The organism is Enterococcus sp. FR204 (assembly GCF_031143325.1).
GTDB classification, from domain to species: Bacteria; Bacillota; Bacilli; order Lactobacillales; family Enterococcaceae; genus Enterococcus_B; species Enterococcus_B faecium.
In genome coordinates, this window is the sequence record NZ_JAKZIW010000059.1 from 1 (window position 1) to 11,981 (window position 11,981).

General features: G+C 39.0%; 11 protein-coding genes and 4 pseudogenes. 11 read left to right on the forward strand and 4 right to left on the reverse strand.

What is annotated here, in order from left to right; genetic code table 11:
* Positions 1 to 15 precede the first annotated feature (15 nt).
* Together RG571_RS10840 and RG571_RS10845 are read left to right on the forward strand one after the other, a co-directional pair.
* A pseudogene (locus RG571_RS10840) lies at positions 16 to 342 on the forward strand (GDP-mannose 4,6-dehydratase); the annotation flags it as partial.
* Between the two features lie 339 nt (positions 343 to 681).
* A pseudogene (locus RG571_RS10845) lies at positions 682 to 807 on the forward strand (ATP-binding protein); the annotation flags it as partial.
* A gap of 87 nt (positions 808 to 894) precedes the next feature.
* Here the strand turns inward: RG571_RS10845 and RG571_RS10850 are convergent.
* The 3 genes and pseudogenes from RG571_RS10850 to rfbC form a co-directional block, all read right to left on the reverse strand.
* Positions 895 to 2,409 (reverse strand): IS3 family transposase, encoded by a 1,515-nt coding sequence (locus tag RG571_RS10850; RefSeq protein WP_195193758.1) that lies wholly within the window; start codon positions 2,407 to 2,409, stop codon positions 895 to 897.
* A 62-nt stretch (positions 2,410 to 2,471) separates the two neighbouring features.
* Positions 2,472 to 2,957: pseudogene (locus tag RG571_RS10855) on the reverse strand (GDP-mannose 4,6-dehydratase); the annotation flags it as partial.
* A gap of 18 nt (positions 2,958 to 2,975) precedes the next feature.
* Entirely contained in the window at positions 2,976 to 3,548 is a 573-nt protein-coding gene (gene rfbC, locus RG571_RS10860; protein WP_308947684.1) for a dTDP-4-dehydrorhamnose 3,5-epimerase, read from the reverse strand.
* Between the two features lie 111 nt (positions 3,549 to 3,659).
* On the opposite strand from rfbC, the pseudogene RG571_RS10865 reads away from it, so the two are divergent.
* The 4 genes and pseudogenes from RG571_RS10865 to RG571_RS10880 form a co-directional block, all read left to right on the forward strand.
* Positions 3,660 to 3,908, forward strand: a pseudogene (locus RG571_RS10865) (sugar nucleotide-binding protein); the annotation flags it as partial.
* 320 nt (positions 3,909 to 4,228) lie between these two features.
* Complete coding sequence (locus RG571_RS10870) at positions 4,229 to 5,149, forward strand: LCP family protein (protein WP_258430406.1); 921 nt, start codon at positions 4,229 to 4,231, stop codon at positions 5,147 to 5,149.
* Positions 5,150 to 5,510: 361 nt separating this feature from the next.
* On the forward strand, positions 5,511 to 5,849 hold the full coding sequence (locus RG571_RS10875; RefSeq protein WP_258430408.1) for a VanZ family protein: 339 nt from the start codon (positions 5,511 to 5,513) through the stop codon (positions 5,847 to 5,849).
* 147 nt (positions 5,850 to 5,996) lie between these two features.
* Positions 5,997 to 6,578, forward strand: coding sequence for a hypothetical protein (locus RG571_RS10880; protein ID WP_195193759.1), 582 nt, complete (start codon positions 5,997 to 5,999; stop codon positions 6,576 to 6,578).
* Between the two features lie 225 nt (positions 6,579 to 6,803).
* Here RG571_RS10880 and RG571_RS10885 read toward each other — a convergent pair whose 3' ends face one another.
* On the reverse strand, positions 6,804 to 8,123 hold the full coding sequence (locus tag RG571_RS10885; RefSeq protein WP_258430402.1) for an IS1380 family transposase: 1,320 nt from the start codon (positions 8,121 to 8,123) through the stop codon (positions 6,804 to 6,806).
* 347 nt (positions 8,124 to 8,470) lie between these two features.
* Here RG571_RS10885 and RG571_RS10890 point away from each other — a divergent pair, with 347 nt between their 5' ends.
* The 5 genes from RG571_RS10890 to RG571_RS10910 all read left to right on the forward strand — a co-directional run bounded on the left by RG571_RS10890 (position 8,471) and on the right by RG571_RS10910 (position 11,826).
* Positions 8,471 to 8,893 carry an RNA polymerase sigma factor gene (locus RG571_RS10890; protein ID WP_195193761.1) on the forward strand — a complete coding sequence of 141 codons (423 nt, stop codon included), beginning with the start codon at positions 8,471 to 8,473 and terminating at the stop codon, positions 8,891 to 8,893.
* Positions 8,886 to 9,131, forward strand: coding sequence for a helix-turn-helix domain-containing protein (locus RG571_RS10895; RefSeq protein ID WP_010718183.1), 246 nt, complete (start codon positions 8,886 to 8,888; stop codon positions 9,129 to 9,131). The genes RG571_RS10890 and RG571_RS10895 overlap by 8 nt, the downstream gene beginning before the upstream one ends.
* 458 nt (positions 9,132 to 9,589) lie before the next feature.
* Complete coding sequence (locus tag RG571_RS10900; protein ID WP_370570052.1) at positions 9,590 to 9,847, forward strand: helix-turn-helix domain-containing protein; 258 nt, start codon at positions 9,590 to 9,592, stop codon at positions 9,845 to 9,847.
* Positions 9,848 to 9,950: 103 nt separating this feature from the next.
* Positions 9,951 to 11,129: a tyrosine-type recombinase/integrase gene (locus RG571_RS10905; RefSeq protein ID WP_010718181.1), complete on the forward strand. Its 1,179-nt coding sequence runs from the start codon at positions 9,951 to 9,953 to the stop codon at positions 11,127 to 11,129.
* A 403-nt stretch (positions 11,130 to 11,532) separates the two neighbouring features.
* Positions 11,533 to 11,826 (forward strand): DUF2087 domain-containing protein, encoded by a 294-nt coding sequence (locus RG571_RS10910; protein ID WP_002329434.1) that lies wholly within the window; start codon positions 11,533 to 11,535, stop codon positions 11,824 to 11,826.
* The last annotated feature ends 155 nt before the right edge of the window (positions 11,827 to 11,981 follow it).

Genomic DNA, 11,981 nt, shown 5'->3' on the forward strand with positions numbered 1-11,981 from the left:
AAAGGAGCAAATCTCATGAAAAAAATTTTGGTGACAGGTGGGGCTGGTTTTATCGGGTCAAATTTTGTCCATTATGTAGTGGAGCATCATCCAGAAGTGGCGATTATTGTGTTAGATAAATTGACTTATGCGGGAAATCTTCATAATTTGGCGGGCTTGCCACAAGAGCAGGTGAAGCTGGTGGTGGGAGATATAATCGATGGGGCTTTGGTGGATTCTTTAGTCAAAGAAGTGGCGGCGGTGGTGCATTTTGCGGTGGAATCTCATAATGATAATTCTTTAGAAGATCCGGCGCCCTTTATCCAAACCAATTTGGTGGGGACGTATACCTTATTGGAGGCTGAGCAGGAAAGTTCTAACTTGTCCTTAATAATTTCCCGATAACCATCCAGCTTCGAGGGTCTTGTCTTATTCTTTGGTTCTTCTGGCTTCGGTTTTATTCCTTCCTCATAGTATCGTTTTACAGTTCTTGGGTCACAGTCATAGCTGCGGGCCATAGCTGCGTAGTTAGGTTTGATTTCTTTCATGATGTACTCGTGCGCCTCTTCCTTGATATCCTTCCTCAATCTATTTGTCCTCCTTATGGATTAGATAGATTGATAATATCAAAAATAAAAAATGTCAGAAAAACGGCATTTTTATTCCGCTGTTTTCTGACATTTTATCGCCGCTATTTACATCTTATCGCGTTGGGGTGAACTATTTCAAAGACCAGAAATAGCGGCAGCCATCCTTGATCGTTTGGTGCATCATGTGAAGGTATTCAAAATTACTGGCAAATCTTATCGCATGAGGAACAAAATTTAAACTGGCAATGACCGACATATGTTATTGCCGAAAACCGACATTTTTATCCTGCCCAAAAGGGGGTGCGGATGTTTTTCTGGACCTTTTTTAACCAATACATCCTTGCTTCTTCCGATATTGAAGAGGACTTAGTCCCCCTAAAGATAACTTAATCCGTTGATTATTATACCAATAGATATAGTCATCCAATTGATTCATAAACTGGTTAATTGTCGTGTTTTTCCAGTCACGTTGGTAAAACACCTCATTTTTTAATCGTCCAAAGAAACCTTCGCACGCTGAGTTATCTGGGGAGCAACCTTTTTTAGACATGGAACGAGGCAAGTTCGCTTTGTTCATTCGTTCGATCCAACCGGGCCATCGGTAATGAGCACCACGGTCAGAATGAACGATTGGACGCTCCTGGTCTTGAAGGGTAGCGAGTCCAGCGTCTAACATAGTATTCACTAATTCTGCATCAGGTTTTGTTCCAATAGTCCAGCTAATAACGGCGCCATCATAGCAGTCAACCAATGGGGATAAATAGACTTTCCCTGCGGGAATCCTAAACTCGGTAATATCTGTTAGCCATTTCTCATTTGGCATTTTTGCTTTGAAGTTGCGATTCAATAAATTAGGTTGTGCAGGAGTAATCTCCCCAGCATACGAAGAGTATTTTTTTCGTCTAGAAAATTTAACAAATAGATTTTCCTCGAACATCAATTTACGTACGACTTTTTCAGAAAGGATTTTCCCCATATTTTTTAAAGCTTGATGAATTCTGCGGTAACCATAAGCGCAGAAATTACTGTTGAAAATCGTGACAATTAATTGGCGTTCTTCAAAATACTTATCCGGTTGCTCAAGTACCTGTTTTTGATAAAAGTAGCTACTTTTAGACAACTGGAGCTGTTGAAGAAGATCTTTCAAGTTGAATTGATTTCGTAAGGCATCAATCAATAGAGTCTTTTCTTGATTTGATAGACGAAGTAGATTGATGCCTTTTCCTTTTTTTAGTAGTTCAGCTGCTCCTTCGAGTAATGCTTTCTCAAGCTGCAATTGGTGTACTTGTTCTTGTAACTCTTCTACTTCCTTTAAAAGTAATTCTTTTTGTTTTCCTTGATTTTTTGAAGTCATGCGCAGAGGGAAATCCTTTCCAAGATAAGTGGCCTTCCATTGATATAGAGCAACCCTACTGATTCCTTCAGATTCAGCTAAGCCTTTTCTGTTGGTTTGAGGTTTATAGAACTTTTTCAACACGTCTTCTTTTTGATCTTTGGTTAACTTTACCGCACTTTTTCGAAGTTTTCTAGCACCTGGTGCGAGTTCTTCACACCATTGTCGTAAGGAGCCTTTATTTGGGTAACCAAGCATTCGAATGGTTCGTGCATAACATTGACCATATTCAAAATAATGATTCACAGCGACTCTTTTTTGTTCTTCAGAATACTTTGACTTCTTCCGGAGTTCCTGATGGAGCTCTCCAGATACCAAATATTCTTTATACCATTGACGTAGTGCTCCAACGGACGGATAACCTAATTTCCGAATGGTAGCGGCGTAGGAGCAATCATATTTTAAAAATAACTGAATTGCTTTTACACGTTCTTCGTGGGAAAACATACGGATATTCCTCCTAAGTTCATTTTTAGTCCAGGATTATGTCCGCACCCCCAAACCTACAATTTTAAGTTGCCCTTGACACTTGAAGGATTATAAGGAGATTCAGCAGTAAATTTTTCTCCCGCACCTTCTCCATGTCCTGGCAAATCTTCCCGCAAAGGTAAATCCCTATATACTTCATCAGTGGACACATGATGGAAACGCACATCGTATTTCCGACAAGATTCCAATAAGGTAAAGGTCCCAATTAAGTTGGTTTGAATAAAAGGGGAAGGATCTTCTAAAGAATTATCATTATGAGATTCTGCCGCATAATGCACCACTGCATTCGCATTTTTGACTAAGGAATCCACTAAAGTAGCGTCTGCAATATCTCCAACCACTAATTTTACTCGGTCTTCTGGCAGTCCATCCAAATTATGACGATTACCGGCATAAGTCAGTTTATCTAACACAATCACTTGAACTTCTGGATGATTCTTTACCACGTAATGAACAAAATTTGAGCCAATAAAACCTGCGCCACCAGTTACAATAATTTTTTTCAACTCTGTTTCTCCTAATTCTTAGATTTCATCATATACAAAAGGATTTTCAGCAGAAAACTCTTTTAATGTTGGATGATGTTGATCCTTTTCTGATAGAATCGCCCGGCTAATACCAATCGGCCAATCAATCGCTAAATCAGGATAATCAAAAGCAATTCCACCATCAGCTTCTGCATTATAATAGTTGTCACATTTATACATAAAGTTAACATTTGGTGTCAAAGTCACAAATCCATGAGCATAACCACGAGGTACCAAAAGTTGGCGATGATTGTGCACAGTCAGCAAATAGCCTTCCCGTTGACCATAAGTAGGACTGCCTTTGCGAATATCCACGATTACATCTAAAACCGCAGCAGTTACTACTCGAATTAATTTTGTTTGCGCAGCTTCACCTTTTTGGAAATGTAGCCCCCAAAAAACGCCAGCTTTACTGGACAAGGAATGATTATCTTGGACAAAATCAAAATCAATTCCCGCCGCTACAAATTTTTCCTTAGAGTAACTTTCTGTAAAGAGTCCCCTATGATCTCCGAAGACATCAATCTCAATAATTTTGACATCTTTTAACTTTGTTTCTTTGACTTTCATCTACTAAAGCCTCTTTTTCTAATTTTCTGCTAAGCACAACAAATATTTGACCATATTGATCTTTCTTTAAAGGCTGTGCTAATTCTACCAAATATTCTTTAGAAATTTGCGGATAATAAAGCGCTTTTTGGCATTTATCAATTATCTAATCAAAATAGCTGTTCTTGGTATGAATTTGCTAAAGAGATTTTGAAAGACGAAACAGTAGAAGTTTTGCCAGTAACTTCTGAAGAATATCCCCAAAAAGCTACTCGTCCCCAATATGCGGTGATGGATTTGAGTAAAGCAGAAGCATTGGGCTTTGGGATTCCGACTTGGGAAGAAGCTTTGGCGGGAATGTTGAGAAGTATAAATGAATAAGTAATTTTTCCTATTGACAAATTTGATATGAGAAATGATTCGGCTGAGGCAATTTATTTAACTTGGACTCAGGAAATTTCAATTACTCAGATTATGGATAGAGTAGTTAGCGATTTTCAAAAAAACATAATTGCTAACTCACTCAATTAAGTACAGACAAGTTATTGATTACCTTTTTCTAGGGAAACCACTATTATTTCACCACAGATCAAATTTGCTTTGACATCCCCCACTAACTTAATTATCATTAAGAATAGCGTGTTATTGAGTAAATAGGCAGTACTTTTGTTTAACTTAGTCACGGAAACGAGGGATCATTCATTGTCAATAGGGAAAAAATCATTTTAGGAATCGTGGGACTAATTCTTGCAATCACATTGGTAGTAGTCGGACTTGGTGCCAAGGTTTATTTCGATGTCCGAGGGTCAGCGGATCAGACGTATGAATCCGTTAAACGTAAAAACCCAGCCAAGCGGGAACAGGCAGTAGACTTGGAAGAGCAAGATTCTTTTTCAGTCTTGTTACTTGGGATTGATACCGGGGACTTGGGTCGGACGGAACAAGGGCGTTCGGATACCATGATGGTGGCGACGGTTAATCCGAAAGATAAGAAGACTACGATTGTCAGCATTGCCAGAGATACCTATGTGCCGATCGTGGATCATGGGACAGATGATAAGATTAACCACGCCTATGCCTTTGGTGGGGCGGCGATGTCGATGGATACGGTGGAAAGTTATCTGGATATTCCGATTGATCATTATGTAGCTATTAACATGAAAGGCCTCAAGGAACTGGTAGATGCGGTAGGTGGCGTGGAGGTTTCCAATAGTGGTGAGTTCACTCAAAGTGGCTATACCTTCAAGCATGGGTTAAACACGTTGGATGGCGATAGGGCACTTGCCTTTTCCCGAATGCGTAAGGAAGATCCTCGAGGAGACTATGGTCGGCAAGAACGGCAAAGGGCAATCGTTGTCGGTGTCGTGAAGAAGCTGTTGCCGATGGATGGGATTACTAAGTATCAAGAAGTCTTAGAGGCGATGGAGTCCAATGTGACCACGGATATGCATTTTGCTGACATGAAGAAGATTGCCTTGAATTATCGGGATGCCTTTACCAATGTGAAGACAGAGCAGATGCAAGGAGAAGGCTTCATGCAAGACAATATCAGTTACCAACGGGTTTCCGAAGATGAGTTGAAACGGGTGCAAGACATCTTGAAAGGTGAGTTGGACCTTTAAGTACCAATAGTGATGAATGGCGTCCTGATGTGGGGCGCCATTTTTGTGAAAGGAAGTGGATGACGTGAGAGTAATCAAGAACGTGGTGGCGTTGCTAGTCGCGGTGGGTGTCAGTGGTCTGTTAATCCACTTTATTGCTCTGTCGGTTCTAGCGGGGTATCCTCGGATTGCCCAGACGATGGAGCGTTTTGTCTATACTGAATTGGTGTTAATTGTCAACGGCAACATTAAAATGTAGGAAACCTACAATTTTAAGTTGCCCTTGACATTAATCAGTTTTCTTGCATTGGTGATTTGGTTGTTTTACCTACAGTGGTCTTTAGGAAAATTATCCGTAGTTTATCTTTATCTATTTTTTAGTGTGTATTTGTTCTTATTGTTCGTCGTTTTATTCACCAAGGCTCCCCGTTATCAGGCCTTGATTCTGAATACTATCGACTTTTTGATGGGTGGGAGGCTAAGCTGGCTTGAGGCACTACTAAATGTTTGCTACTTCATACCACTGGGACTTTTGTATGGGATGAAGGCTCGTTATCGGGAGTTTGTCATCGTAGCTCTCCTGACGATTGTGGGGATTGAGATGATACAGTTTGTGTTTTACCTTGGCACATTTGCGATAAGTGATATCTTCTTAAACTTTATCGGTTGCCTGCTAGGATATCATCTTTATCAACCATTGCATGAGCATTTTCAGGAGTAGGGAGTTATGTCAAGGGCAACTTAAAATTGTAGGTTCCTAAATTTTAATGTTGCCGTTGACACTTATTTTGGTTAATTTCATGTTAGTAGTTGCTTATTGTGTGTTCTTTCAATTTATTTTGAGTTTATTTTGACTGGAGGAGTGAATGTGAAAAAACTTTTGTTAGGCTTGTTGGCAGTGTGTTTCTTAGGTGGCTGCTCTACCCAGGAGGAGCCCGAGGATGTGACCTATGACTGGACGCCACCTTTTGAAGATGTTAGTTGGGGGATGGGAGAAGATGAGGCTATGGTGGCCTTAGACTTGGATGTGGAAGAGGCGGCGCTGGATGTCACTCCCGAAAAATATCAGGTATTCTCTTTTACCAGTGCCATGGAGACGGAAGTGGGGATGGCTGCTCCGGACTTGGTCTTTGAGCCGGGCTTTGGCTTGATTGGCGTGACGTTGCGCTATATGCCGACAGAGGAGGAAGCTGCGGAGACTTTGACGAAGCTGGAAGCGGCCTATGGGAAAAGCGATGATGGCACGTGGTCGGGGACGAAGTTTGGCGACTTAGGTTTGTCCGAGGAGCAGGTTGCGGCCTTCAAGGAAGAAGACGAGGAAATCAGTGACAATGATTCGATTGTTACGATTCTATTGAATCAAGATAATCTAACGGATAATTACCAAGAATGCGTGTTTGAAGGAAAAGCAGCGGCAATACTCGAACACGTTCTACAAAACAATAACTAGATAATTTTTAAAAAATCTATTTATCCTGAATAATTCATAGCTCTAAATTTAAGCTATTTTTTTGAACAAAGTGCCTACATTTAAATTAGGCAGATACATTCTTCCAAAATAATGTGTTTTCGAACAGGATATATACGGAAGAAGGCTATAATAAAAATTATTTGTCTATTTAAGGGCAGACTGACCCCTTGGAAAAATAGGTTAAAAATTTTTACGATAACTAGCCTAAATCCATTGCCTAGATCGCCGTAGGCGTTCAAAAACCTTATAAAATTCAGTTTGATACACATGATAACTCGACAGTTTGAGATAGACTTGTCTACCTGTTTTAACGAGTTTTCCGGCAACTTTAAGCAATGTCAATCGTATAGAATGAATCGTCATCCCCCGATTCACTTGTTCAAATCCAATGGTCTTTAAAAAATTGACGAGGTTGTAAGCCAGGACACTGATCATCATTCTGACATGATTTTCCAGGAAACGCGGACTATCTGTTTTGTCAAAATAAAAGCCTAATTTCGCTTCTTTGATGAAATTTTCCATTGTTCCACGCTTGCCGTAAAGAGAGAATATGACTTCAGGCGAGACATTATCGGATAGATTCGTCACAATGAATGCGTGGTGAAAAAGAAGCTCTCCTGCTTCACGGATTGATCGAATACAAACGCGACGGGGTTTTGACCAGGATTGTGCTTGATAAGGGAGTGAAAAATACTGTATTTCTCGGTCTTCCCATTTTTTATTATCCCCATAAAGAACAGAGTGTTCAGCTAACTGACTTAACCTCCGATTGCTCTTTAATCGGATAACGTACTGGCTTTCAGTTGCTTCACAAGATTCATACACCTCTGGTGTGGCGAAGCCGCTGTCACCCCGAACCAATATCTTGGTATGAGGTAACGTGCTCTTGTAGTGGTGTAACAGCGGGTCGATAAAGGCTTTTACCTCTTTAGACGTGTACTGATTGCCTGAACGCAGTTCAGCTTTTAGGAAATCTCCGGTCAATCCGTCAAATGCAACTAATGGGTGATAGCCGTAGGTTTGATAATGGGCATTATAATCTGTTTGTTCTTGGCGTCCAAAGGTATCCGAATGTGTGGAATCGACATCAATGATTAACTCGGTGTCATTGCGAATCAAACGCGCTTTATCAATCAGCGACTGATTTAATGCTTGGAGTTGATCCATGATCTCCTCGGTGAAACGATCTAAAAACCGTGAGATTGACGATTGTGAGGCCAACTCTTTTTTACCGAGTACAGCTTGAAAGACTGGATCCTGTCTTAATAGATTAGCTGATGAGTCTGCCGAGTACCCAGCAATTAACTGCATAATGAGTTGTTCTAATATCGCTAAGTTATCATGTGTGAAGTAAACACGTTTGTCTTTAATATGGAGCCACTGTTTAGCTACGTGTGAAAAGTCGAAGGTATTCATCACCTCTTTAACTAAGACCAAACCCGAATCACTCGATAAGCGACCACCTGTATGTGAAATAGTCAAATTTGAATTGAATTTTACCTGGTTTTTGTGTAAGCTAGTCATGAGAAGAACTCCTTTCTTATGGTTGGTTTCGACACCTTTACCATATCAGAATGGGGTTCTTTTTGCATCACTTAACAGGTGAAAATGAAAAAGTAAATGAAGACTGCCGTTAGGCAGTTTCAGACGGTTTGAAGTCAAAGTATGAATTATTCAGGATTTATTGTTGCTAACTAAACTAATGTTCATTATGATTTTTTTTGAAGCGTATAGACAAATTTGTCTGTGCGCTATTTTTTTGAAAAAAATTCCGATTCTTCGAAAAATAGACCTGCCCAAATTGTATTAGTAGTGGAAAGGGGAAAGCAATGAGTTACAAAATCTTTGTTTGAACATGAGGAGGAAAGAATATGAAAGATTCATTGGATTTCCGCGTTGTACAAATCTTTGATAGCTTTTGTAAAACAGTCATTCGCAATGAAGCACGGAATATCAAAAAGCAATATGCCAGACTCCGAGAACGGCAAATTTCATTAACTGAATTACCAGAATCAGCTCTAGCATCTTTTCAAATCAACGATACTTCCATGGAGAATAGTGAGGTTTTTCTAGCTCTAGGTATGGAACTATTAGTCGCAAATCTCGATGTAGCAGAAGCAATTCACCAACTCTGCGAACCTAAACGAAAAATTATCTTACTTTATTATTTTGCTGGATTCAACGATCGTGAAATAGGGGAAATAATTGGGATGAGTGTTGGCGGTGTGTGGTACCAACGAAGGAAAGCTGAAGAAGAGTTAAGGAAGTATTTGGAGGAAAATAGCCATGAATAATGACACTAACAAGGCTATTTCTTCATTAAAAGTAGAGACAATTGTTTCGGCAGTTTCTGGGGAGCCAGTGGCAATCACAGAGGTTCTTCATCACTATCAGAAGTATATTATCAGACTTTCATTGCGAAATAACTATGAAGTTGGTTCTACATCGTCTGTTTATATTGATGAGTTTTTGCGTAGAAACTTGGAAACCAAACTAATTGAAAAAATCCTGACCTTTGATGTCAGTCGCTAGTAGTGCCTTCCTCTTTCCAATTTTCATTCTATGGAAGTTTTTTAGATTCATTTCTAGAAGATTATCATAGGCTGAAAAGCCATGTCCATTGAAAATTAAATATGAATCTATCAGTACGTTAGTTTTTTAATCTTACATTTTATTACGCCAGGAGGATCGAATGATCGGAGCGACAGAAATAGTGAAATGTAAAGATGAAAACTAGATAATGATACTTCCGTAACCAAATTGGCCCGCCATTACTGGGGGGAGGTGAGATTCCTATGTGCTTTGGCAGAGCAGCTGATAGATGAAAAACTACTATTTTTAAGACTTGATTTTTCTTATCTACGTCATTGCTTTATGATACCTAATTTTTGTTTAGAAATACTGGGAAGATTTTTTACGATAGAGAAGAGGTGAAGCAATTGGAATATCCTACTAATCAAAGAGTTCTTGAAACTGATTTTTATCCGTACTTGCAAAAGAAACTAGAAGAATACACAGATAGGCTACTTGCTATGGCGCAACTACCACTAGTACTTACTAATACTGATTTGAAACGTCTTTTTCAAATCAGTGATAGTACGTTAAATCGCTTGGTCAAACTTGGCGATTTTCCGTCTTGTTGGTATGGAATTCGAGGACACTACCTGCGAGACGATGTTTTAGAATGGATGAGGAAGAGTGATGCAGATGGCTTTCGTGAACAAATGCGACTACTTCGATCTTTATAGGTTACATCTTTTTATTAAGATGCGGTACAATGAAAGCATAGATAGAAAGATTTCCAAAGATTTTTCGCTTGTTGGGTTCCTTCGAAATAGGAGGAATCAATAAATGAAAACAAAAGATCGTTTTAAAAAACAAATTAGTTCTACTGGCAGAGTCACTTGGTATTTTCAAGCATTTCGAACAACAAGACGTGGTTTCAATTCAAAACAGGAAGCACAACTTGCTTATCTGGAAATGGAAAAGGAGCAACGACACAAGAAAAGGATTGTTGCAAGCAACGACAAGTTTAGCGTTGTAGGTGAAAAATGGTTTCAATATTACCGGTCCTTAAATGAACAAAAAGAATCGACCTATGATAAGCGAGCAGAACAACTGACTATCATCAATCGTTGGATTGGCAATAAACGACTCTGTGATTTATCATCAGATGAACTACAAGAGTTGGTTTTCAACTTGAAGGAACGAGGCCTCAACGGTACAGACCTAGGCTATGCTAAAAATAGTCTACAATCTCTGATTCAAGTCCTAAACATGGTTTTCAAGTACTGTCTCAAAAAGCAGTTAGTAAGTGAAAATCCAATGAAGACAGTCAGAATACCTAAGTATCAAGTAACCGTTCGGGATTTGAAAGAAGCTGTCAATAATGTGGAAGATAAGTTTTTGACGGTAGATGAGTTGAGGACGTTCTTGAACTATGGGATTGTCCATGAAGAATTACCTATGTCAGTTCTCTTTCATGTTCTATTCTATACAGGCTGCCGTGTTAGTGAGGCACTTGCTTTACAACCAGAAGATATTGATTTTCAAAGAAATGAAATTCTCTTCTATAAACAGACAGCGGTTAAAGGAAAGAGTAAAGATTTTCGTATTGAAACTACTAAGACAGTTAGTTCTGCTAGACGAGTGCCGGTAACACCATTGGCGATGGAAAAGCTAAAGCAATTGATTCGTGCTTTAGCTGAGATGAGAGGGCATCATCGCTTTATTGTGGATGAGACTTATTTATTTGTTTATCTCGATGCTAGTAAACGTGGGGTGCCTTATCGCAGGGAATATGTAAATGATCACGTTAAGCGGTGCGTGGAGCGGTCAGGGATTGGAAAGTCATTCCATACTCACTTAGCTCGCCACACAATGGCTAGTCTAGTAGCCGAGTATTGTAGTTGGGATGTCTTGAAGGATCGATTAGGTCATACGGACAAAACGACTTCAAAAATCTACCGTCATTTGACTAATAATGAAAAGGTAAAACCATTACTTGCATTTCGTTCTTTGGAAGACTAAAATACGGTGAAAACGCTGGTATTATAGGATTCTTAAAGAGCCAATTTTTCATAAACTAGTCAAAGTGTAGTCAGAGGTAATAAAAATCTTTTTATATCAATACTTTAACGACTTTTCACAAGTATCAAAGAAATCCGTCGTTAATCATCGTTATCAGACTGAGAAAGAACTCTTGGTATTCAAGGGTTCTTTTTTTGTTCTTATCATGTAATGCAATATTCTTGATTCAGTATTTTTTAATTACTCGACTGGGCGAATAACTTATTAGGATGAGTCTATCGACAAATATTAGTAAAAAAAAGAGCCATATGATAATATCTTTCTTGAGAGTAACCGCTTTAACAAAAAATACAGAATATTCTAACATAAATGGAGTATTCTTAGAATCAAAAGGAGAAAGAAGATGATTTACACTTATACGGAGCAAGAGAAAATGAAAGTTTTGGAGACATTTACGAAGGATGGAAAAGTAAAACAAGTACCAAGCGCAACAAAAAAGAAATACATCCTGCTGAAAGAAGTCTTGAAACGATTCGAACATGGAGTAATCTATACAGAAACAGAAGTCAATTCGATATTGATGGACGTATTTTCTAGTGCTGATTATGTCGAACAAAGGCGTTACCTAATCACATTCGGTTTTTTCAAAAGAAGTTCGGATGGTCGAGCGTATCAGTTGATGGGAAATGAAAATTAGAAGTTTTGATGTATACTAATTGAAAAAAATTCAAGTATGCGGCGTAGAACCAATGTCGCATACTTGAATTTTTTTGTCATCTGTATCTATAATACAAAACCAAGAACGTTATTCAAAATATGGATAGCCATGATCGATTGATGGAGCGGTATTCT

Coding starts and splice junctions, on each gene's coding strand:
- RG571_RS10850 (WP_195193758.1), bottom strand. CDS start 2,409: ATGTTTTCCCACGAAGAACGTGTAAAAGCAATTCAGTTATTTTTAAAA.
- rfbC (WP_308947684.1), bottom strand. CDS start 3,548: ATGAAAGTCAAAGAAACAAAGTTAAAAGATGTCAAAATTATTGAGATT.
- RG571_RS10885 (WP_258430402.1), bottom strand. CDS start 8,123: ATGACTAGCTTACACAAAAACCAGGTAAAATTCAATTCAAATTTGACT.
- RG571_RS10890 (WP_195193761.1), top strand. CDS start 8,471: ATGAAAGATTCATTGGATTTCCGCGTTGTACAAATCTTTGATAGCTTT.
- RG571_RS10895 (WP_010718183.1), top strand. CDS start 8,886: ATGAATAATGACACTAACAAGGCTATTTCTTCATTAAAAGTAGAGACA.
- RG571_RS10905 (WP_010718181.1), top strand. CDS start 9,951: ATGAAAACAAAAGATCGTTTTAAAAAACAAATTAGTTCTACTGGCAGA.
- RG571_RS10910 (WP_002329434.1), top strand. CDS start 11,533: ATGATTTACACTTATACGGAGCAAGAGAAAATGAAAGTTTTGGAGACA.